This is a genomic window from Marinobacter lipolyticus (assembly GCF_018424605.1).
In the GTDB taxonomy this organism is placed as follows: Bacteria; Pseudomonadota; Gammaproteobacteria; order Pseudomonadales; family Oleiphilaceae; genus Marinobacter; species Marinobacter lipolyticus_B.
In genome coordinates this window covers 47,710-69,984 of record NZ_QTKT01000008.1, presented here as the reverse complement: position 1 = coordinate 69,984, position 22,275 = coordinate 47,710, and the positions used below count along the sequence as shown (strand labels likewise).

Genomic DNA, 22,275 nt, shown 5'->3' with positions numbered 1-22,275 from the left:
GGATGAGCACAAAAAAACCGGCGGTGATCCCGCCGGTTTTTTTGTGCCTGACCGGTTGGTCAGAATATTTGCCGTGACAGGTCCTCGTCACCGTTGTCACCATTGCCGGCCTCGTCTTTCGGGTCCAGGGGTGGTGGTGCGTCTTCCTCGCGGAAAACCTCAAACTCACCGTCCTGGCCGGGGCGGGCGCGCCTGCCGGTTTCCGGATCAATCCTGACATTGACGATGCCGTTGGGGCGGGGCATCAGCGCGACAGGCGCATCCTTCAGCGCGGCCCTCATGTAGTCTATCCAGATCGGCAGCGCGGTGCTGGCGCCGAACTCGCGCCGCCCCAGTGGCGCTGGCTGATCAAAGCCGACCCAGACCGTGGTGGCTATCTCGTGGTTGTAGCCGGCAAACCAGGTATCCCGCTGCTCATTGGTGGTGCCGGTTTTGCCCGCCAGATCACTGCGGTTCAGGGCCAGTGCCCGGCGACCGGTGCCTCGTCTGATTACATCCCGCATCATCGAGTGCAGAATGTAAATCGAGCGCTCATCGGCCAGTCGCCGGGCGACGCGTACCGCGGGGGCGCTGTCTTCGTCGTCTGAGGCGGCGTCGCTGGCCAGTTGTTCCTTCTCGTCACATTCCCGGTCGCAAAGAACCACTTCTGGCGCCCGGTAGATTTCCTCGCCATTGACGTCGGTGATGCTTGAGATCACGAAAGGCTGAACGTCGTAACCGCCGTTTGATATAACCGCAAACCCCCGCGCCAGTTCCATCGGGGTAAGGAGTCCGCTGCCGAGGGACAGCGACAGGTCCTTTTGCATGTCGTCGGTCGGAATCTTCAGTTGTTCCAGATAGTCCAGGGTGTTCTGGATGCCAAGGTCCCGCAGCAGCCGGATGGAAACCAGGTTTCTGGACAGGTAGAAGGCTTTGCGCAGCCGTGTGGGGCCGTAAAACTGGCCGGAGGAGTTCTGCGGGCGCCAGGCGGTTTCAAGCTCGTCGTCATCGAAGACGATCGGGGCGTCGTTATAGATGGTTGCCGGCGTCATGCCACTCTCAAGAGCCGACAGGTACAGGAAGGGCTTGAAGGTGGAGCCGGGTTGGCGCTTGGCCTGGGTGGCACGATTGTACTTGCTCTGGCTGAAGCTGTAACCGCCGGCCAATGCCTCAACGGCGCCGGTATCCGAGTCCAGGGAGATCAATGCCCCTTCTACCCGCGGTGCCTGGGAGAGGGCAACCTTGCGGATGTTGATCGTGCCCATCTGTGTGGCGTCGCCGCCCGGGGCGTCGTCGGCGCCCATGGTGTCGAGCGCCGGTTCGGCGGCCGGCTTGACGTAAATGACGTCGCCGACACCGACCACATCCGACGGCTTCTCCGGTTCCGGACCGGTCAGGTTCTCGGTGCGGTAGCGGCGTGCCCAGGTCATGGTGTCAAATGGCATGACCGTTTTGCCCAGGGTGCGGGCGAACAGGTCTACTTCGCCATCACTGTCTCGCACTTGCGTTACGATGGCGGGAATCAGGGCTTCCACCCGAGGGTAGTTGGCAATCAGCCGCTCGAGGTTTTCCGGCTGTAGTTTGTCGCTGTCAATCTGCCCGATTGGTCCGCGGAAGCCGTGGCGGCGGTCATACGCCTCAAGGCCGTTACGCAGCACCAGTGTGGCCTGTTGCTGCTTGGTGCTGTCGACGGTCAGGTGGACTTTGTAGCCGTCGGTGTAGGCCTGGTCGCCGAAGCGGCGAACCATTTCGGTTCGTGCCATTTCGGCGATGAAGTCGGCATCCACCTCGGTATCCGCGGCGTTATAGCTGGCGGTCAAAGGCGCCGTTGCTGCCAGCTCATAGGCATCCTCGGTAATGTAGCCGAGGTCCCGCATGCGGCCCAGTATCCAGTTGCGGCGAATCTGGGCCCGTTCCGGGTTGGCCAGAGGGTTGTAAGCAGAGGGTGCTTTCGGCAGGCCGGCGAGCATCGCCATCTGCGCCAGTGACAGATCGGCTATGGGTTTGTCGTAATAAACCTGGGATGCGGCGGCAATGCCGTAGGCCCTGTTGCCCAGGTAGATCTTGTTCAGGTAAAGCTCAAGGATCCGCTCTTTGCTCAATTCACGTTCTATTTGAAGTGCCAGAAGTATCTCGTTGAACTTCCGTATGAACGTCCTGTCGCGTGACAAAAAGTAATTTTTTGCAACCTGCATGGTGATGGTGCTGCCGCCAGACTGGATTTCGCCGGTGGATACCAGTTCAATGGCAGCCCGCATCAGGCCTCTAAAGTCCACTCCGAAGTGCTCGTAAAAACGCGCGTCTTCCGCGGCCAGAAAGGCGTGTAACTGAATTGTAGGGATCTGTTCGATTGTGATCGGTGCCCTTCTCTTTTCACCGAATTCTGCTATTAATCTGTTGTCCGCGCTGTAGACCCGCAGCGGTGTCTGCAACTTGATATCAAGCAGCTGATCCACTGGCGGGAGTCCGGGGCGAAGGTAAAGATAGAATCCGGACACCACGATCAACGAAAGACTTAATCCGGTGAAAAAAAACCATGCAAACAGGCGAGATGTACGCAACAAATGAGACATTTTTTTCTGACAACAGTTGGATATAGGTCTATCATTTGAGAAATTGCTTTAGGAAGGACGAGTCGCTTCACCGTTGCAATGTCACTCAAATAAAGAAGAAATCGCATTGTAGACGGAAAACTGAAGAAATTCTCTTAAATAAAAAACACATATGTTACGTAACCCGGTGCATGTAACCAGGTATAGGGTGAGCGCGTGTTCGGATTGTTTGGTAAAAAATCCAGTGCCGTCTTGGGTGTAGATATCAGCTCCAGCTCGGTGAAGCTGTTGGAACTCTCAAAGACCGGAGACCGATACAAGGTCGAAAGCTACGCAGTAGAGCCATTACCGGCCAATGCTGTTGTCGAAAAAAACATCACCGATGTCGAGGCGGTTGGGGAAGTACTCAAGCGCGTTGCATCCAAATCCCGCACCGGCGTGAAGCAGGTTGCTGTCGCTGTCTCGGGTTCTGCCGTCATTACCAAGGTCATCCAGATGGATGGCGGCCTCAATGAATTCGAGATGGAAGATCAGATCGCCCTTGAGGCCGATCAGTACATTCCATACCCCCTGGATGAAGTCGCTATCGACTTCGAGGTTCAGGGGCCCTCGGAAACCAATCCCGATCAGGTGGACGTTCTTCTTGCCGCGTGCCGGAAGGAGAACGTCGATATCCGTGAGGATGCTCTGGAGATCGCGTCGCTGACCACCCGGATCGTCGATGTGGAGGCGTACGCCCTGGAGCGTGCCTACTCGCTCATTGAGCCTCAGCTGGAGTCCCAGGGGGAAGAGTTGGTGGTGGCGATTGTCGATATCGGCGCCACCATGACGACCCTCAGCGTTCTGGCCGAAGGCAAGACGGTCTATACCCGCGAGCAGATATTCGGTGGCAAGCAGCTGACCGAAGAGATTCAGCGTCGTTATGGCCTGTCTCTCGAGGAAGCTGGCCTGGCCAAGAAGCAGGGAGGTCTTCCGGATGACTATGACTCCGAAGTGCTGACCCCATTCCGGGAAGCGGTCGTGCAGCAGGTTGCCCGTGCGCTTCAGTTCTTCTTCGGTGCCAGTCAGTACAACGCGGTGGACTACGTGGTTCTTGCCGGTGGTACGGCGTCCATTCAGGGGCTGACGGAAATGGTCGAAGAAAAAACAGGCACTCCAACGCTGGTGGCGAACCCGTTCGCCGACATGGCGGTGGGGTCGAGAGTTAACGCATCGGCGCTGAGCAACGATGCACCATCGCTGATGATTGCGTGTGGCCTGGCGATGAGGAGCTTTGACTGATGGCAAAGATTAACCTCAGACCCTGGCGCGAAGAGCTTCGCGCAGAGAAACAGAAACAGTTCGTGGTCATGATTCTGGGGGCCGCTGTCATTGCGGCCGGCCTGACGTTCCTGTGGAAGTCCGACCTGGACAGCCGCATTGACTACCAGCAGTCGCGGAACGCCTACATCGAGACCGCCACCAAGGAGCTGGATCAGCAGATCAAGGAGATCGAAGACCTCAAGCGGAAGCGGGACGAATTGCTGTCGCGGATGCAGGTTATTCAGGATCTTCAGGGCAAGCGCCCGGTGATCGTGCGGGTGTTTGACGAACTGGTGCGGACGCTTCCGGACGGTCTGTTCTACACCGACCTGAAAAAGACCGGCGAGCGCGTGGACATTGTCGGCATGGCGGAATCCAACAGCCGGATTTCCACCCTGATGCGCCGCTTCGAGGAGTCGGACTGGTTCAGTGAACCGAATCTGTCGAATGTGGCGGCCGCCGACAACCGCAGGGCTGGGTACAGTCAGTTCAACCTGTCGGTCCAGCAACAAACACCAGAGCCCGAAGGGGAGGATAAGTAATGAGCCTCGCGGACTCACTGAAAAGTCTCAATGAATTTGATATCAACGATCTTGATGTCAACAATGCGGGCATCTGGCCGGCGCCGATCAAGGCCATCGTCGCTCTGATCATCTTTGGTCTGATTCTGGGTGGCGGCTACTGGTTCTTTATCAAGGACCAGTACTCTCAACTGGAAAGGGTAGAGCGCACCGAGCAGGAACTGCGCAAGAAATACGAAGACAAGGCCTACCAGGTTGCCAACCTTGATGTGTTCAAGGCGCAAATGGAGGAGATGGAAGAAACCTTCGGGGCCCTGGTGCGTCAGTTGCCCAGTGAAACCGAGGTGCCGGGACTGCTCGAAGACATCACCAATACAGCGCTGGGCAGCGGCCTTGCACTGCAGGAAGTGGCCTTGCAACCGGAACAGCGTCGTGACTTCTACTCAGAGTTGCCGATAAACATCCGTGTTTCTGGCTCTTACCACGAGCTGGCGTCGTTCGTCAGCAGTGTGGCGAGTCTGCCGCGGATTGTGACGTTGCACGATTTAACCATCAAACCAACTGGCGGTGATGGCGAACGGCTTGATATGCAGGTTGTTGCGCGTACCTACCGCTACCGGGCTGGAGAATGAGCATGGCACGACAGCATGCGGGAAAAGCCTGGCTGGGAATTTGTCTGGTATCCCTTCTGACGGCGTGTTCCCAGGGAAGTGGTTTTTCGGATCTTGACAAATTCATGGCCGATACCAGAGCCAAACCGAGGGGTCATGTAGAGCCTCTGCCAGAGTTTCAGGCCTATGAGGCGTTCAGTTATTCAGCGGCCGACCGGCGCGCACCGTTCGAGCCGCCGATCGATGTTCAGTTGACCATGGTAGATAACGAGCCGGTCAGCGACGTGGAGCCGGATCTGGATCGTCCGCGGGAAGTGCTTGAAAACTTCGACCTGAAGGATCTGTCGATGGTCGGAACCCTGACAGACACGTCGGGAGGGCTCTTTGCACTGATTCAGGATAACGCCGGTGGCGTGCACCGGGTTCGCTCGGGAAATTACATGGGGCAGAACTACGGCCGAATCGTCGGCATCAGTGAAACCCGTGTCGAGCTCATCGAAATCGTTCCCAATGGCCAGGGGGGATGGGTAGAACGTCCTCGTTCCCTGTCTCTGGATGACGAAGGCTAAGGGGGCGGCAGTATGAATAATCAAAGAAACATGCATGAACAAAAAAGTTTGGGGTCGAGGCTAGCGATGTTCAGAAAACTCAATGTATACGTCGGCGTGATTGCTCTTGGGTTGTTGTCCGGCCTGGCCAATGCGGTCACGCTGGAAGACGTGTCGTTTTCATCGTTGCCTGGCGATCAGCTGGAAGTGACGTTGCAATTCGACGGACAGCCCCCGGAACCGACCGGTTACACCATCGAGCGTCCGGCGCGGATTGCCGTGGATCTCCGGGACACCCGCAGCGGCCTCGACAGTCGCAGCGTGCCGCTCGGTTCGGGCAACGCCCAGAGCATGACCGTGGTGGAAACCAAGGATCGCACCCGTCTGATCTTCAACCTGGTGGAGCTGGCGCCCTACGATACCGTGCGCCAGGGTAACTCGCTGGTGATGACGATTGGCGGTGAAGGCAGTGGCACCTCAATGGCAGCGAGCCAGAGCGGTTCTTCCTCCTCGTCCTCAATGTCTTCTGGCGGTGGCGATTCCCTGACCGGGGTGGACTTCCGTCGTGGCAAGGATGGCGAGGGCCGGGTCATCGTGGACCTGGCGCGCTCCAGTATCCCGGTGGACCTTTCCGAACTGGGTGGCAAGATCCGCCTCACCATGGAAGGTACCCGAGTGCCGGAGAACCTGCGTCGTCGCCTGGACGTAACCGACTTCGCGACACCAGTAACCCGCATCGATACCTTTGTTGAAGACGGCAACGCCGTGGTCGAAATCCGTCCGGAAGGCAACTACGACTACATCGCGTATCAGTCCGGTTCGCAGTTCACCGTCAGCGTTGAGAAGCTCTCCGAGCAGGAAGCGGAAGAACGCCGGGAAGAGAAGTTCCCGTACACCGGCGACAAGCTGTCACTGAACTTCCAGGACATCGAAGTGCGCTCCGTACTGCAGCTGATCGCTGACTTCACCGGGCTCAACCTGGTGGCCAGTGACACGGTGAGCGGTAGCATTACCCTGCGCCTGCAGAACGTCCCCTGGGATCAGGCCCTTGACCTGATTCTGAAGACCAAGGGTCTGGACAAGCGTCAGATCGGTAACGTGCTGCTGGTTGCTCCGGCCGACGAGATCGCTGCCCGCGAGAAGCTGGAGCTGGAAACCAGTAAGCAGATTGCCGAGCTGGCGCCGGTACGCCTCGATATCATTCAGGTCAACTACGCCAAGGCGGCGGACATTGTCGCGTTGATTCAGGCGGATGAAGAGCTGATTTCCTCCCGCGGCTTCGTCTCTTCCGATGCCCGTACCAACACCATCAGTGTGCGTGAAACCAACGAGAAGCTCGAAGAGATTCGCCGTCTGGTGTCTACCTGGGACGTAGCCGTACGCCAGGTGTCCATCGAAGCCCGGATCGTCAGGGCGCAGACCAACGTCGCCGAAAACCTCGGTATTCGCTGGGGTGGCGCAGCTTACGATGTGCGCGGTGACAACGTAGTCTCTATCGGTGGCTCACAAGGTGCGGTGGAAGAAGGTCGCCAGGCCTCTCAGGATGGCAATGCCACTGCCATTACCTTCCCGGGTGCGCTGGCAGTGGATCTGGGCGTGACCGGCGATGGCGCATCCTCCTTTGCCATTGGCTGGGGCAGTGATGACTTCCTCGTCGATCTGGAGCTCTCGGCTCTGGAAACTGACGGCCAGGCGGAGGTGGTCTCCCAGCCGCGAGTGGTAACCGCCGATCGCCAGACTGCCAAGATCAAATCCGGTGAAGAGATTCCTTACCAGGAAGCCTCCTCCAGCGGTGCTACCTCGGTATCGTTCAAAGAGGCCGCGCTGTCACTGGAAGTGACGCCGCAAATCACTCCGGATGACAAGATCATCATGGATCTGGTGGTGAACCAGGATTCCCGCGGTGAGGTCACCGCAGGCATTCCGGCCATCAACACCAACGAGGTGACCACTCAGGTGCTGGTGGGCAACGGTGAAACGGTTGTGCTCGGTGGTATTTTCCAGTCCGAAGTGGCAACGCAGACCACCAAGACCCCGTTCCTGGGCGATATTCCCTACCTGGGTCGACTGTTCAAGCGCACCGAACGTATCGACGAGCGCAGTGAGCTGTTGATCTTCATCACCCCGAAGATCATCAAGAGCGACCTGATCCAGTAATCGTTATTGGTAACAGAAAAGCCGCCGCCTGACACCGGCGGCTTTTTTGCGTCTGGGGATGGCTGAAATTTATTGATTCTGCCGCCCTGTGCTATTCTCACCCGCCAGAATGTTTATGAGCTCGAGTTATGTCATTGCCAAAACGAATAGTCCTCGTTGGTCCGATGGGCGCGGGCAAAAGCACCATTGGCCGCATGCTTGCGCGGGAGCTCGGCTACCGATTTCTGGATTCGGACCGGATTATCGAAGAGCGCTGCGGTGCCAATATTCCCTGGATCTTTGACGTAGAGGGTGAGGCCGGCTTCCGGCAGCGGGAAACCGCTATGTTGGCCGAGTTGTCAGAGGTGGAAGGCACGGTGCTGGCGACCGGTGGTGGTGCGGTCATGAGGCCGGAGAATCACGAACTGCTCAAGCGCGACGCCATCGTTGTCTACCTGAAAACCTCCATAGACCAGCAGGTAGAGCGCACCCGTCGCGACCGGAATCGTCCCCTGCTGCAGAACGATGACCCGGAGGCGGTTTTGCGTCACCTGTTTGCGGTGCGTGACCCGATCTATACCGAGCTTGCCGATGTGGTCATGCACACCGATCGGAAAAGCCCGCGGCTGGTGGTTCGTCAACTGGTCAACAGAGTCAATCCCCGAACACCCAGGCACCGACGTCAGGTCAGAAAGGAAGGTCGAAATCATGCATAGTGGCCAGAGCCCTGTCGTGCGGGAACTGAATGTCGATCTGGGGGAGCGCAGTTACCCGATCCTCATTGGTCAGGGGCTGCTGGGCGCCCGGGATCTGACGCCCTATGTTGCCGGTCATCAGGTGATGATTGTCACCAACGAAACCGTGGCACCGCTGTACCTTGAGAAGACAAAGGCCTGTTTCTCCGGTAAGAGTGTTGATTCAGTGGTGCTTCCTGATGGCGAGAAGTACAAGGACTGGCAAACCCTGAATCTCATTTTTGACGCCCTGCTGCAAAAGCGCCACACCCGCAAGACCACGCTGGTCGCGCTGGGCGGCGGCGTAGTCGGGGATATGACCGGATTTGCCGCCGCCTGTTATCAACGTGGTGTTTCTTTTATCCAGATACCCACGACGCTGCTGTCCCAGGTTGACTCCTCCGTCGGTGGCAAGACTGGCATCAATCATCCGTTGGGCAAGAACATGGTGGGTGCGTTCCATCAGCCAGAGGTGGTGTTGATCGATACCGATTCCCTGAACACTCTGCCTCAGCGCGAAGTATCCGCGGGCCTGGCGGAAGTGATCAAGTACGGCCTGATCCGTGACACCGGGTTTCTTGATTGGCTGGAGCAGCAAATGAGTCGGCTGATGGCCCGTGAGGCAGAGCCGTTGGTGGAAGCCATTTTCCGGTCGTGTGCCTGCAAGGCCGAGGTTGTTGCGCAGGATGAGCGTGAAGGGGGGCTTCGGGCGATCCTGAATCTCGGTCATACCTTCGGACATGCTATTGAAACATCGGCGGGCTACGGCACCTGGTTGCACGGCGAGGCGGTGGGCACCGGCATGATTATGGCCGCTGACCTGTCGTGTCGGGAGGGTCTGATCTCGGAGCCGGAGTTCCGTCGGGTACGAGCGCTCATCCTGAGCGCGGGGTTACCTGCCACGCCGCCGGGCGCAATGACTCCAAGCGAGTTCATGGAGTTGATGTCGGTTGACAAGAAGAACGTCGATGGCGCTTTACGCCTTGTTCTGTTGCGGGCGCTCGGCGATACCTTTGTGACCGCGGATGCCAGGCCGGAATCCCTGGCGGCCACTCTGGCCGAGTTTTGCAATTCTCCGGGCTGAGAGCCCCTGGCAACCGAACCTGGAAAGGGCGCAACAAGGAATGACCGTGGAAGAAGCCGGATTGAACAGCCTGGAAGGCGGTGGCCTGTTCCCGAGATTGCAGCAGCGATACGGCCTTCGGGCCGATCCGCTGGAGATGGAAACTCCGTTCTTCCCGGATGCCATGCGTCACCACGCACTGGAAACTCTGCGCCATCTCTGCGGGTTCGGTGATCTTGCCTTGCTGCTGACCGGCGCACCGGGTGCGGGAAAGTCGCGGATCCTGGCGGAGCTGGTCCGCAGTGAGTCTTCCCGGCTGGATATTCACCGCGTGCCAGCCGCTGCGCTGACCAGTGCGTCCGCGCTGGCACGATGCCTTTTGGCAATCGCCCATAAGCGTATCGAGCCCCCGGAAAGCGCTCGCGACGCTCTGTATGGGTTCTTCCGCTGGTCGGAAACCCGGGCGCGCAAGGGGCAGCGACTGGTGCTGTTGATTGACGACGCCGATAAGGCCCCGCCGGAACTGTTACGAACGTTGCTCTCGGCGTTTCTCGCCGCTGAGCGTGCCGCAGCAGCGGTACCGGTGTTCAGTGGCGGCAGTGATCTGGTTGGTATGCTGGGCCTGGACCCAAGCTTGTCGGGGATCCATCAGGTCCATCTTCGACCGCTTACGCTCGAGGAATCCAGGGCGTATCTGGCGCCCAGGGTGCATCGCGCGGGTGGCAATGATGCCGAACTGCTCAGCGATTCACGTATGCGACAGATTCACCGTCTCAGTCAGGGCAGCTTTGGCCGGTTGCAACGGGTAACGCCGGCGGTGTGGCTGGATATGGCGCCGTCCGCAGGGCCGGCAGTGAAGCGGCCGTCGTTCCGCTTCCTGATGAGCGTTCGCTGGCCGGCGCTGGCGCTGGTTTTGCTGGGGGTGTCGTGGTGGATCGTGTCGCAACAGTACGATCAGTCCGTAAGTCGTGATGTGGCAGTGGAACCCCCGGAGCGGGTCAGGAAAAGTATCACCATCGGTCCGGGCCACCCCGAGTCAGCTCTCCCTGCCGCGGTCGGTTCAGACGCCCCGGTGCCGTCTTCTGCTGGGCCAGAGCCGAAGGTACAATCCGCTCCAGAGCCAGAGCCAGAGCCAGAGCCAGAGCCAGAGCCAGAGCCAGAGCCAGAGCCAGAGCCAGAGCCAGAGCCAGAGCCAGAGCCAGAGCCGCAATTGGAACTCGAGCCGGTCGAAGAAGGGTTCAAGCCGGCGTTGCCCGAACGCTTTGTTGCGGTCAGCGATGTGCGCCGCATGAGCGGAGTCACCGCCCAGTTCGTCGCCGGCTTTCGCGAGCAGACGGCCACGGATTTTCTGCAGCGGCACGCTGATGTGGCTGAACTGCGCTACACCCGCTCTACCAGGCAGGATCAGGACTGGTTTGTGGTATTCTATGGTCAATTTGAGGATTCGGGCGCAGCCAGAGCCGCGGTCACCAATCTGCCCGATGATTTGCAATCCATCACGCCCTGGATCCGACCGTTTGGCGGTTTCTGACGGCACCCGTCACGGGGCATGGCAAACTCTATTTGCTCGATAAAAGACTTTTAAATCAAAGGGTTTAAGTCTTTTCGTTGGTTATCGGGTCCCTTAAATAAGCAGTCTTCGGATTGAGTACGTATTTCTACGTGTGTAGAATATCCAGCCCCCATTTTCAGTGTCAAAGGGTGACTTTAACGGTATTTGCTTATAACTCTTTGATTGAAAAGCATTTCTATGTGAGAGAACGCTTATGATGACAGGTTTGTATCATCCCGAAGAATTCAGGGACAACTGTGGTTTCGGACTGATCGCCCATATGAAAGGCGACGCCAGCCACAAGTTGTTGCAAACTGCCATCGAGTCGCTGACCTGCATGACCCACCGCGGTGGTATTGCTGCGGACGGCAAGACCGGTGATGGTTGTGGCCTGCTGATTCAAAGCCCCGATGCCTTCCTTCGCAAGGCTGCCAAAGCCGCCTTCGGCAAGGAACCCGGCGACCTGTTCGCGGTCGGTCAGGTATTTCTCAACCAGGATGAGAGCAAGGCCCAGGCAGGGCGTGCTGCCATTGAGTCACGACTGACCGAGCAGGGGCTGGATATCCTTGGCTGGCGCGAAGTGCCGACTGACAACAGCTGCCTTGGTCCCATGGCCCTGGACTGCCTGCCGCGCATCGAACAGGTGTTCGTGGCGCCCGCGGGCAAGGCAGAAAAAGAGTTTGCCATCAGCCTGTTCATCGGTCGCCGCTACGCTGAGCGGGATATGGCAGAGGACTCCGAGTTCTATATCTGCAGTCTCTCGCATCGCACGCTCGCCTACAAAGGCCTGATGATGCCGGCGGACCTGGCCAACTTCTACAAGGATCTGGGGGACCCGGATCTGCAGACGGCCATCTGTGTGTTCCACCAGCGCTTCTCCACCAACACCATGCCGCGCTGGCCGCTGGCCCAGCCGTTCCGCTTCCTTGCGCACAACGGTGAAATCAATACCATCGACGGCAACCGCAACTGGGCGATTGCCCGTGCCGCCAAGTTCAGTTCGCCGGACCTGCCGGACCTGCAGACCTTGCAGCCACTGGTCAACCTGACCGGCTCCGACTCATCAAGCATGGATAACATGTTGGAAGTGTTGCTGGCCGGGGGTGTGGACCTGTTCCGAGCCGTGCGAATGATGATTCCGCCGGCCTGGCAGAACGTCGACACCATGGATTCCAAGTTGCGTGCCTTCTACGAGTACAACTCCATGCATATGGAGCCGTGGGATGGTCCCGCCGGACTGGTGTTCTCTGATGGCCGTTACGCGGTGTGCATGCTGGACCGTAACGGTCTGCGTCCCGCCCGTTGGGTCATCACCAAAGACGACTTCATCACACTGGCCTCGGAAATCGGTACCTATGGGTATCAGCCGGATGACGTGGTGGCGAAGGGTCGGGTAGGGCCCGGGCAGATGCTCGCGGTGGATACCGAGACCGGCGAAGTGCTCCACACTCCGGACATCGACGAACGTCTCAAAAACGCCCACCCCTACAAGCAGTGGCTGCGGGACAACGCCTTGCGTGTGGAATCCACACTGAATCAGGACACTCCCGAGTTCCGCCTGATGGATGCCGATGAACTGCTGGTTCACCAGAAGATGTTCATGGTGTCTTTCGAAGAGCGTGATCAGGTTCTCCGCCCGCTGGCGGAAAACGGGCAGGAAGCAGTCGGCTCCATGGGCGACGATACCCCCATGGCGGTGCTTTCCAGCAAGGTGCGGCACGTGGGTGACTACTTCCGTCAGAAGTTCGCCCAGGTAACCAACCCGGCGATCGATCCGCTGCGCGAAGCCATCGTCATGTCGCTGGAAACCTGTCTGGGTTCCGAGCGCAACGTGTTCGAGGAAACCCCGGAGCATGCCGACCGGATTATCCTGACCACCCCGGTGCTGTCGCCTGCCAAGTTCCTGAAAATTTCCAACAATGACCGCCCCGGTTTTGAAGTGGCGCGCATCCATCTTGGCTACAGCCCCGAAATGGGGCTCGAACAGGCCATCCGTCAGGTTTGTGACGAGGCGGAGCAGGCGACACGGGACGGTAAGGTCTTGCTGATTCTGTCCGACAAGGACCTGAAAGAAGGCGAGTTGCCGGTCAATGCGCTCATGGCCACTGGCGCGGTACACCATCACCTGGTGGCCAAGGGTCTGCGTTGCGACTCCAACATCATCGTGGAAACCGGCTGGGCTCGCGATCCCCACCAGTTCGCGGTGCTGTTTGGCTTCGGTGCCACGGCGGTTTACCCGTACCTCGCCTATCAGGTGCTGAACGATCTGATCCGCACCGGTGAAGTGCTGATGGATCCGATCGAGGCGAAGAACAACTACCGTAAGGGTATCAACAAGGGTTTGCTGAAGATTCTCTCGAAGATGGGTATCTCCACCATTACCTCCTACCGTGGTGCCCAGCTGTTCGAAGCCATTGGTCTGGCAGACGACGTGGTTGACCTGTGTTTCAAGGGCGTGCCCAGTCGCATTCAGGGCGCCGGCTTCTTTGATTTCCAGCAGGATCAGGAGCAGCTGGCAGCGGTGGCCTGGAAGCCGCGCAAGCCGATTTCCCAGGGTGGCCTGCTGAAGTACGTTCACGGTCAGGAATACCACGCCTTCAATCCGGATGTGGTGGGCAAGCTGCAGGAAGCGGTGATCAGTGGTGATTATGGCCATTACCGGGAATACGCCGGGCTGGTGAATGAGCGCCCGGTAGCGACCCTGCGGGACCTTCTCGGCTTCCGCAAGGACATCCAGGCGATTGATATTGCCGAGGTAGAGCCGGTCGAGAACATTTTCCCGCGCTTCGATTCTGCCGCCATGTCCCTGGGGGCGCTGTCACCGGAAGCCCATGAGGCTCTGGCGGTGGCGATGAATACCCTCGGGGGGCGTTCCAACTCCGGTGAGGGCGGTGAAGACCCGGCCCGTTACGGCACCAACAAGCGCTCCAAGATCAAACAGGTAGCATCCGGCCGGTTCGGCGTAACAGCCGAGTACCTGCGCAGTGCCGACGTGATGCAGATCAAGGTGGCCCAGGGCGCCAAGCCCGGCGAGGGCGGCCAGTTGCCGGGCGGCAAGGTCAACGACCTGATTGCCCGTCTGCGCTATTCGGTACCCGGCGTGACACTGATCTCGCCACCGCCGCACCACGATATCTACTCGATTGAGGATCTGGCGCAGCTGATTTTCGACCTGAAGCAGGTGAACCCGCAGGCTCTGGTTTCCGTCAAACTGGTTTCTGAGCCGGGTGTCGGCACCATCGCCGCTGGTGTGGCCAAGGCCTATGCCGACCTGATCACCGTCTCCGGTTACGACGGTGGTACCGCGGCCAGCCCGCTTACCTCGATCCGTTACGCGGGCTCCCCCTGGGAGCTGGGGCTGACGGAAACCCAGCAGGCGCTGCGCGCCAACGATCTGCGCGGCAAGATCCGCCTGCAGACCGATGGCGGTATCAAAACCGGTCTGGATGTGGTCAAGGGTGCAATTCTCGGTGCCGAGAGCTTCGGTTTCGGTACCACCCCGATGGTGGCGCTGGGCTGCAAATACCTGCGTATCTGCCACCTGAACAACTGCGCCACCGGTGTGGCGACCCAGAACGACCACCTCCGTGAGGAGCATTTCAAAGGCACGGTGGAAATGGCGATGAATTTCTTCCGTTTTGTGGCGGAAGAGACCCGCGAATGGATGGCCAAGCTGGGTGTGCGCAGCCTGGAAGAGCTGGTGGGCCGGGTGGACCTGCTTGAACGTCTGCCGGGCGATACCGAGCGCCAGAAAAAGCTGGACCTCAGCCGCCTGCTGGCGAACGACCACATTCCGGCGGACAAGCCGCAAACCTGTCAGGTTGAGCGCAACCAGCCATTTGATGAGGGTGCGCTGGCCGAGCAGATGGTCAAGGATATCGTCGGTGCGATCGACGAGAAATCCGGCGGGGCCTGGAGCTATCGAGTGACCAACTGCGATCGTTCCATCGGTGCGCGTCTGTCCGGTGAAATTGCCGCGAGGCATGGCAACCAGGGCATGGCCGATGCGCCGATCACCCTCGACCTGACCGGTACGGCCGGGCAGAGCTTCGGTGTGTGGAATGTCAGCGGTCTCAACCTGATTCTGGAAGGTGACGCCAACGATTACGTGGGCAAGGGGATGACCGGCGGCAAGCTGGTGGTCAAGCCGCCCCGGGGCAGCAGCTTCAATACCAATGAGACCTCGATCGTCGGTAACACCTGCCTGTACGGCGCGACCGGTGGCAAGCTGTTTGCCGCGGGTACCGCCGGTGAACGCTTCGCGGTTCGTAACTCCGGAACACACGCGGTCGTCGAAGGCACGGGCGATCACTGCTGTGAGTATATGACCGGCGGACTGGTCACGGTTCTCGGCTCTACCGGATACAACTTCGGCGCCGGCATGACCGGTGGTTTTGCCTACGTACTGGACATGGATAACACCTTCGTGGACAAGTACAACCACGAACTGGTCGAGATCCAGCGCATTTCCCGGGAAGACATGGAGTCTTACCGCAATCACCTGCGCGGCGTCATCCGGGAGCACATCTCGGAAACCGGCAGTCAGTGGGCAGAACACATTCTTGAAGATTTCGACGATTACATCGGCCGCTTCTGGCTGGTGAAACCCAAGGCAGCCAACCTGCGCAGCCTGCTGGCAAGTACCCGGGCGCGCCCGGAATAAGCGCCGGAACACCATGGGTTCGGGGCGCCCGCCACGGAGCGGTGCCCCTGTCGAGATCGAGTTGATGAGAGCATCATGATGAAAGAACGACTGAATAACGACTTCCAGTTTGTCGAAGTAGGGCGCGTAGACCCGAAAAAGGTACCTGCAAAAAAGCGTAAGAAGGAATTCGGGGAGATCTACCACCCGTTCACCCAGGAAGAGGCCTCGCCGCAGGCGCACCGCTGTCTGGAATGCGGGAACCCCTATTGCGAATGGAAGTGTCCGGTCCATAACTACATTCCCAACTGGCTGAAGCTGGTCTCCGAAGGCAACATCATGCGGGCGGTGGAGTTGTGTCACCAGACCAACTCGCTGCCGGAAGTGTGTGGCCGGGTGTGCCCCCAGGATCGTCTGTGTGAGGGGGCCTGCACCCTGAACGACGGGTACGGGGCGGTGACCATCGGGTCGGTTGAAAAGTACATCACCGACACCGCCTTTGCCCTCGGCTGGAAGCCGGACATGTCTGCTGTAAAGTGGACGGACAAGAAAGTGGCGGTGATTGGCGCCGGGCCGGCGGGTCTGGGTTGTGCTGATATCCTGGTCCGTAACGGCGTGAAGCCGGTGGTGTTCGATATCTACCCGGAGATTGGTGGTCTGCTGACCTTCGGCATCCCCGAGTTCAAGCTGGAAAAATCGGTGATGACGCGCCGTCGCCAGGTGTTCGAGGAAATGGGCGTGGAATTCCGCCTGTCCACGGAAGTGGGCAAAGACGTGATGATGGAAGATATCCTCAGTGACTACGACGCCGTATTCATGGGCATGGGCACCTACACCTATATGAAAGGCGGCTTCCCGGGTGAGGAGCTCTCCGGGGTATACGATGCGCTGCCGTTTCTGGTCTCCAACGTCAACCGTCGCCTGGGTTACGAAGAGAACGCGGACGACTTCATCGACATGAAGGGCAAGCGCGTTGTGGTTCTGGGCGGTGGTGACACCGCGATGGACTGCAACCGCACCTCCATCCGTCAGCAGGCGGAGAGTGTTACCTGTGCCTACCGTCGGGACGAGGCCAATATGCCTGGCTCACGCAAGGAAGTGGCCAACGCCAAGGAAGAGGGCGTCAAGTTCATGTTCAACCGCCAGCCCATCGCCATCATCGGTGAAGACAAGGTGGAAGGGGTGAAAGTGGTGCAGACCCAGCTGGGTGAGCCCGACGAGAACGGTCGTCGCCGTCCGGAAGTGGTTCCGGGCAGTGAAGAGGTTATCCCGGCGGACGCGGTGCTGGTGGCCTTCGGTTTCCGCCCGAGCCCGGCGGATTGGTTCGATGGCCAGGGCATCAACACCGACGATTCCGGTCGCGTGGCTGCGCCGGAAGAAGCCGAGTTTGCCTTCCAGACCAGTAACCCCAAGATCTTTGCCGGTGGCGACATGGTCCGCGGCTCGGATCTGGTCGTAACCGCTATCTGGGAAGGCCGTCAGGCTGCTGAAGGTATCCTCGACTACCTGGATATCTGAGCGCGGACCTGATTCCGATCAAAAGGGCGGCTTGCTAAGGGTAGGCCGCCCTTTTTTATTGCTGTAAACGGGGTATCATTGCCCCCTCACTCCGCAGACCGAGAGCAGACTGGAAATCCTATGACCGAGCTGAAGAATGACCGTTTCCTGCGTGCGCTGATGCGCCAGCCCGTTGACCGCACACCTGTGTGGATGATGCGCCAGGCCGGCCGTTACCTGCCGGAGTACCGCGCCACCCGCGCACAGGCGGGCGATTTCCTCAGTCTCTGCAAGAACACCCCGTTGGCCTGTGAAGTTACCCTGCAGCCACTGGAGCGCTTTCCCCTGGATGCAGCGATTCTGTTCTCAGACATTCTGACGATTCCCGATGCGCTGGGGCTGGGTCTGTATTTCGAAACCGGCGAGGGCCCGAAATTCCGGCACACCATCCGTTCCGAGGCCGACGTTGCTGCCCTGCCTGCGATCAAGGCGGAGACGGATCTGGACTACGTGATGAATGCGGTGTCGACCATCCGCGGTGCGCTTGCCGGCAGCGTTCCGCTGATCGGCTTTTCAGGAAGCCCCTGGACGCTGGCCACCTACATGGTGGAAGGCGGTTCCTCAAAAGATTTCCGCGAAGCAAAGAAGCTGATGTACGGCCAGCCGGAGGTGATGCACCGCCTGCTGGATCACCTGGCCGACTGCGTCATCGACTATCTGAACAGCCAGATCCGTGCCGGTGCGCAAGCGGTGCAGATCTTCGATACCTGGGGCGGCGTGTTGAGCAGCTGGGCGTATGAGGAGTTTTCCCTGCGCTACATGAAGAAAATTGTGGCTGGGCTGATTCGCGAAAACGACGGTCGTCGGGTGCCGGTGATTCTGTTCACCAAGAATGGCGGTCAGTGGCTCGAATCCATCGCCGATTCCGGCGCCGACGCCGTGGGTCTGGACTGGACCACCGACATTGGCAACGCCCGCGTCCGTATCGGCGACCGGGTGGCTCTGCAGGGCAATATGGACCCGGCCATGCTCTACGCGCCGCCGGCACGGATTCGCGAGGAAGTGGCGGATATCCTGCGCCGCTATGGCACAGGCACCGGGCATGTCTTCAATCTTGGCCATGGGATTACGCCGGATGTGGATCCGGAGCACGCCAAGGCATTTATCGAGGCGGTGGTTGAGTTGAGTCCTGAATATCACCGCTGATTTTGGTGCTTGCCATCCCCTGGCCTGTAAGCGAGGGGATGGCAGCGGTTGGAAGAGGATTCCAAAAACCGCTACAAGCACATCCCTGTGCGCTTCTCTCCGGCCATCCATGGCCTCCGAAATTTTTGGAATCCCCTTCCAACCGCTGCTGTCCGAGTTCAGTAGTAGCTCCCTTCGAAGATATGTTGCCGGCAGTAAACTTCGAGTAGGTCGGATTAGGCACGCAAAGCGAGCCGTAATCCGACAACAACATCCTCAATGCCACCCAAAAACTCCGCTAGCCCCACTGTCCTGTCGGGTCTATAGTCCTATAAACCAAGACCGGTAGACAGGAGTCACCACTTGACTACTCAGCCCCCCGAAAAACGCCGCTTTCACCGCATTGAGTTTGACGCCCCCTGTGAGCTTCATTGTCAGGACAGTGTGTGGGCAACGGAGTTGCTTGATATCTCCCTGAAGGGTCTTTTGGTCAAGCGTCCTGCTCGCTGGAACGTGCCGTTAAAACAGCCGTGCGAGGTGATTATCCACCTTGACGATCATAAGAGCGGCATCGTGATGGCGGTGGAATTGCGGCATGTGGAGCCTGAGCGGCTGGGGTTCAAATGCAAGTACATTGACCTGGAAAGTGCGACGCATCTGAAGCGGTTGGTGGAGCTGAATCTGGGCGATCAGGCGCTGTTGGAGAGGGAATTTGCGCATATGATCGATTAGGTTGTTCGCGTACGGCTTCTCCAATCCCGCCCCGACACCCTTTTAAAAGGTTGGGGCCGAAAGTCAGAGTTCCCCCAAAGCCGAAAGCGCATCACTGAGCTTGGCCACCGGAATCACCTTCATCCCCTCGACAGGTTTGCGTGGCACGTTGGCCTTGGGCACCAGTGCCCGGGTGAAGCCGTGCTTGGAGGCTTCGTAGATGCGTTCCTGACCGCTGGGCACCGGGCGAATCTCGCCGGACAGGCCGACTTCGCCGAAAATCACCAGATCCTGGGGCAGGGCGCGGTCACGGAAAGATGATACGACAGCTGCAAGCAGAGCCAGGTCGGCACTGGTCTCGTTGACCTTCACGCCACCTACCACGTTCACAAACACATCCTGATCCGACACATGCAGGCCACCGTGTCGGTGCAGCACAGCAAGCAGCATGGCAAGTCGGTTCTGATCGAGACCGACGGCAACCCGCCTGGGATAGCCGCCCTGGGCCATATCTACCAGCGCCTGAATTTCCACCAGCATGGGTCGTGTACCTTCCCAGACCACCATCACGACACTGCCGGGTGCGGCTTCCTCGCCGCGGTTGAGAAAAATGGCGGATGGGTTTTTTACTTCTTTCAGGCCCTGTTCCAGCATGGCGAACACGCCCAGCTCGTTCACCGCGCCAAAGCGGTTCTTGATGCCCCTCAGGGTTCGGTAGCGGCTGTCGTTGGAGCCTTCCAGCAGGATGGAGCAGTCGATCATGTGCTCCAGCACTTTCGGGCCGGCCAGGCTGCCATCCTTGGTAACGTGGCCGACGAGAAAAAGGATGGTGCCGGTCTGCTTGGCAAAACGGGTCAGGAAAGCGGCGCTTTCGCGCACCTGGGACACGCTGCCCGGAGCGGACTCGATCTCGGCGACGTGCATCACCTGAATACTGTCCACCACCAGAATCCGCGGCTGCTCGGCTTCCGCCACCTGCATCAGGCGCTCCACGCTGGTTTCCGAGAGCATTTTCAGGTCTTTGGTGGGGAGCCCCAGGCGCTTGGCACGCATCGCCACCTGTTGCAGGGATTCCTCGCCGGTGACGTACAGGGCGGGGACGCTGGTGGCCAGATGGCAGACCGCCTGCAAAAGCAGCGTGCTCTTGCCGGCGCCGGGATGACCGCCCATCAGCACAGCGGAACCTTCCACCAGGCCGCCGCCCAGCACCCGATCGAACTCCTGCATGCCCGTGCTGATGCGGGTTTGTTCGGCCAGGCTGACGTCATCCAGGCTCTGGACTTCCGACAGACTGCCGGCAAAACCCTCGAACCTGGCTCCGCGAGCGCCCTTGCCATTGCTGCTGACGCCACGGACCTCGCTGACCGTGTTCCAGGCCTGGCAAGCGGTGCACTGGCCCTGCCATTTGGAGTAGTCTGCACCGCACTCGGTGCAGACGTAGGCGGTCCTGGTTTTTGCCATCAGGCCAGCTTCTTGTACTTCATGCGCTGCGGTTGCATGGCGGAGTCGCCCTTGCGCTTCTTGAAGTCCTCATCGTACTCACTGAAGTTGCCTTCGAAGTACACCACTTCACCGTCGTCTTCGAAGGCCAGGATGTGGCTGGCCACCCGGTCGAGGAACCAGCGATCGTGCGAGATCACCAGCGCAGAGCCGGGGAAGTTCAGCAGCGCCTCTTCCAGGGCGCGCAGGGTTTCCACGTCCAGGTCGTTGGTGGGCTCGTCCAGCAGCAACACGTTGCCGCCCTGTTTCAGCAGCTTGGCCAGGTGCAGGCGGTTACGCTCGCCGCCAGACAGATCGCCGACCCGTTTCTGCTGGTCGCTGCCCTTGAAGTTGAAACGCCCCACATAGGCCCGGGACGGGGTCTCGTAGTTGCCCACCTTGATGATGTCGTTGCCGTCTGAAAGCTCTTCCCACACGGTCTTGCTGCCATCCAGATCCCGCATCTGGTCGACGTAGGCCAGTTCCACGGTTTCGCCGACGGTGATGGTGCCGGAATCGGGTTTGTCGTATCCCCCGATCATCTTGAACAGGGTGGATTTGCCGGCGCCGTTGCCACCGATAATGCCGACAATGGCGCCGGGCGGCACGCTGAAGGACACGTCTTCGTAAAGCAACCGGTCACCGAAGGACTTGCTGATGCCGTCCACGTCGATCACCTTGTTGCCCAGGCGGGGGCCCGGTGGAATGTACAGCTCGTTGGTTTCATTGCGCTTCTGGAATTCCTGGGAACTCATCTCCTCGAAGCGGGCCAGGCGGGCCTTGCTCTTGGACTGACGGCCCTTGGCATTGCTGCGCACCCACTCCAGTTCCTGCTTGATCGCTTTCTGGTGAGAAGCCTCCTGTTTGGACTCCATCTCCAGACGCTTTTCCTTGTTCTCCAGCCACTGGCTGTAGTTGCCTTCAAACGGGATGCCCTGGCCGCGGTCCAGTTCCAGGATCCAGCCGGCCACGTTGTCGAGGAAATAGCGGTCGTGGGTAATGGCCACGACAGTGCCTTCGTAATCGTGCAGGAAACGCTCCAGCCAGGCCACGGATTCGGCATCCAGGTGGTTGGTAGGCTCGTCCAGCAGCAGCATGTCGGGGCCGGACAGCAGCAGGCGGCAGAGCGCCACCCGGCGACGTTCACCACCGGACAGTACTTTGACTTTCTGATCCCAGGGCGGAAGGCGCAGTGCATCTGCGGCAACTTCCATCTTGCGCTCGATGTCGTGACCGTCGGTGGCCTGAATAAAAGCCTCCAGCTCGCCCTGTTTCTTGGCCAGGGCGTCAAAATCCGCGTCAGGTTCCGCGTAGGCCGCGTACACCTGATCCAGTTCCGCCAGGGCGTCGTGAACGCCCGAGACGGATTCATCGACAATTTCCTTGACGGTTTTCTCTTCGTCCAGCTCGGGCTCCTGGGGCAGGTAGCCCACGTTGATGCCGGGCTGGGGGCGGGCCTCGCCGATGTAATCCTGGTCTACACCCGCCATAATGCGGAGCAGGGTGGATTTACCGGCACCGTTAAGACCCAGAACGCCAATCTTGGCGCCGGGGAAGAAGCTCAGGGAGATGTCTTTCAGAATCTCGCGCTTGGGCGGTACCACCTTGCCCACGCGGTTCATGGTGTAAACGTATTGGGCCATGTTGGCGTAAACCTCTTGGTAAAACAGGTTCGTGAATTCTCAATCTGATGGTTCGGGCGGCGGGGCTGGCCTTCCGGGATGCGCTATGAATACGTCCATGTACGCTCGGCAAAATCATCC

General features: G+C 59.3%; 15 protein-coding genes. 12 read left to right on the top strand and 3 right to left on the bottom strand.

Annotated elements, in window-relative coordinates; translation table 11 throughout:
- Positions 1–59 precede the first annotated feature (59 nt).
- Entirely contained in the window at positions 60–2,552 is a 2,493-nt protein-coding gene (locus DYI22_RS11965) for a penicillin-binding protein 1A (RefSeq protein WP_213478298.1), read from the bottom strand.
- A gap of 195 nt (positions 2,553–2,747) precedes the next feature.
- Here DYI22_RS11965 and DYI22_RS11960 point away from each other — a divergent pair, with 195 nt between their 5' ends.
- From DYI22_RS11960 to DYI22_RS11905, 12 genes are all read left to right on the top strand, one after another.
- Positions 2,748–3,812 (top strand): pilus assembly protein PilM, encoded by a 1,065-nt coding sequence (locus DYI22_RS11960; protein ID WP_213478297.1) that lies wholly within the window; start codon positions 2,748–2,750, stop codon positions 3,810–3,812.
- Entirely contained in the window at positions 3,812–4,375 is a 564-nt protein-coding gene (locus DYI22_RS11955; protein WP_213478296.1) for a PilN domain-containing protein, read from the top strand. The genes DYI22_RS11960 and DYI22_RS11955 overlap by 1 nt, the downstream gene beginning before the upstream one ends.
- Positions 4,375–4,986 carry a type 4a pilus biogenesis protein PilO gene (locus tag DYI22_RS11950; RefSeq protein WP_213478295.1) on the top strand — a complete coding sequence of 204 codons (612 nt, stop codon included), beginning with the start codon at positions 4,375–4,377 and terminating at the stop codon, positions 4,984–4,986. The genes DYI22_RS11955 and DYI22_RS11950 overlap by 1 nt, the downstream gene beginning before the upstream one ends.
- Positions 4,987–4,988: 2 nt before the next feature.
- Entirely contained in the window at positions 4,989–5,534 is a 546-nt protein-coding gene (locus DYI22_RS11945) for a pilus assembly protein PilP (RefSeq protein WP_213478293.1), read from the top strand.
- A gap of 66 nt (positions 5,535–5,600) precedes the next feature.
- Positions 5,601–7,670 carry a type IV pilus secretin PilQ family protein gene (gene pilQ / locus DYI22_RS11940; RefSeq protein WP_228300991.1) on the top strand — a complete coding sequence of 690 codons (2,070 nt, stop codon included), beginning with the start codon at positions 5,601–5,603 and terminating at the stop codon, positions 7,668–7,670.
- A 128-nt stretch (positions 7,671–7,798) separates the two neighbouring features.
- Positions 7,799–8,365 (top strand): shikimate kinase AroK, encoded by a 567-nt coding sequence (gene aroK / locus DYI22_RS11935; RefSeq protein ID WP_213478291.1) that lies wholly within the window; start codon positions 7,799–7,801, stop codon positions 8,363–8,365.
- Between the two features lie 16 nt (positions 8,366–8,381).
- Positions 8,382–9,467, top strand: coding sequence for a 3-dehydroquinate synthase (gene aroB, locus DYI22_RS11930; protein ID WP_323132911.1), 1,086 nt, complete (start codon positions 8,382–8,384; stop codon positions 9,465–9,467).
- 40 nt (positions 9,468–9,507) lie between these two features.
- Positions 9,508–10,977 carry an AAA family ATPase gene (locus tag DYI22_RS11925; protein ID WP_228300990.1) on the top strand — a complete coding sequence of 490 codons (1,470 nt, stop codon included), beginning with the start codon at positions 9,508–9,510 and terminating at the stop codon, positions 10,975–10,977.
- 235 nt (positions 10,978–11,212) lie between these two features.
- Entirely contained in the window at positions 11,213–15,661 is a 4,449-nt protein-coding gene (gene gltB, locus DYI22_RS11920) for a glutamate synthase large subunit (RefSeq protein ID WP_213478289.1), read from the top strand.
- 78 nt (positions 15,662–15,739) lie between these two features.
- Positions 15,740–17,158 carry an FAD-dependent oxidoreductase gene (locus DYI22_RS11915; protein WP_213478419.1) on the top strand — a complete coding sequence of 473 codons (1,419 nt, stop codon included), beginning with the start codon at positions 15,740–15,742 and terminating at the stop codon, positions 17,156–17,158.
- Between the two features lie 120 nt (positions 17,159–17,278).
- Positions 17,279–18,343 (top strand): uroporphyrinogen decarboxylase, encoded by a 1,065-nt coding sequence (gene hemE, locus DYI22_RS11910; protein WP_213478288.1) that lies wholly within the window; start codon positions 17,279–17,281, stop codon positions 18,341–18,343.
- Positions 18,344–18,685: 342 nt separating this feature from the next.
- Positions 18,686–19,054, top strand: coding sequence for a PilZ domain-containing protein (locus DYI22_RS11905; protein ID WP_213478287.1), 369 nt, complete (start codon positions 18,686–18,688; stop codon positions 19,052–19,054).
- Positions 19,055–19,117: 63 nt separating this feature from the next.
- On the opposite strand, the gene radA is transcribed toward DYI22_RS11905, so the two are convergent.
- Both radA and ettA read right to left on the bottom strand, forming a co-directional pair.
- A complete protein-coding gene (gene radA / locus DYI22_RS11900; RefSeq protein ID WP_213478286.1) occupies positions 19,118–20,494 on the bottom strand; it encodes a DNA repair protein RadA in 1,377 nt (458 codons plus the stop codon).
- Complete coding sequence (gene ettA, locus DYI22_RS11895) at positions 20,494–22,155, bottom strand: energy-dependent translational throttle protein EttA (RefSeq protein WP_213478285.1); 1,662 nt, start codon at positions 22,153–22,155, stop codon at positions 20,494–20,496. The genes radA and ettA overlap by 1 nt, the downstream gene beginning before the upstream one ends.
- Positions 22,156–22,275 lie beyond the last annotated feature (120 nt).

What these genes read in the sequence shown, in the direction of transcription:
- DYI22_RS11950 (WP_213478295.1), top strand. Translation starts at nt 4,375, where the DNA reads ATGAGCCTCGCGGACTCACTGAAAAGTCTCAATGAATTTGATATCAAC.
- DYI22_RS11915 (WP_213478419.1), top strand. Translation starts at nt 15,740, where the DNA reads ATGAAAGAACGACTGAATAACGACTTCCAGTTTGTCGAAGTAGGGCGC.
- pilQ (WP_228300991.1), top strand. Translation starts at nt 5,601, where the DNA reads ATGTTCAGAAAACTCAATGTATACGTCGGCGTGATTGCTCTTGGGTTG.
- DYI22_RS11955 (WP_213478296.1), top strand. Translation starts at nt 3,812, where the DNA reads ATGGCAAAGATTAACCTCAGACCCTGGCGCGAAGAGCTTCGCGCAGAG.
- aroK (WP_213478291.1), top strand. Translation starts at nt 7,799, where the DNA reads ATGTCATTGCCAAAACGAATAGTCCTCGTTGGTCCGATGGGCGCGGGC.
- DYI22_RS11945 (WP_213478293.1), top strand. Translation starts at nt 4,989, where the DNA reads ATGGCACGACAGCATGCGGGAAAAGCCTGGCTGGGAATTTGTCTGGTA.
- radA (WP_213478286.1), bottom strand. Translation starts at nt 20,494, where the DNA reads ATGGCAAAAACCAGGACCGCCTACGTCTGCACCGAGTGCGGTGCAGAC.
- gltB (WP_213478289.1), top strand. Translation starts at nt 11,213, where the DNA reads ATGATGACAGGTTTGTATCATCCCGAAGAATTCAGGGACAACTGTGGT.
- ettA (WP_213478285.1), bottom strand. Translation starts at nt 22,155, where the DNA reads ATGGCCCAATACGTTTACACCATGAACCGCGTGGGCAAGGTGGTACCG.
- DYI22_RS11965 (WP_213478298.1), bottom strand. Translation starts at nt 2,552, where the DNA reads ATGTCTCATTTGTTGCGTACATCTCGCCTGTTTGCATGGTTTTTTTTC.
- hemE (WP_213478288.1), top strand. Translation starts at nt 17,279, where the DNA reads ATGACCGAGCTGAAGAATGACCGTTTCCTGCGTGCGCTGATGCGCCAG.
- DYI22_RS11925 (WP_228300990.1), top strand. Translation starts at nt 9,508, where the DNA reads ATGACCGTGGAAGAAGCCGGATTGAACAGCCTGGAAGGCGGTGGCCTG.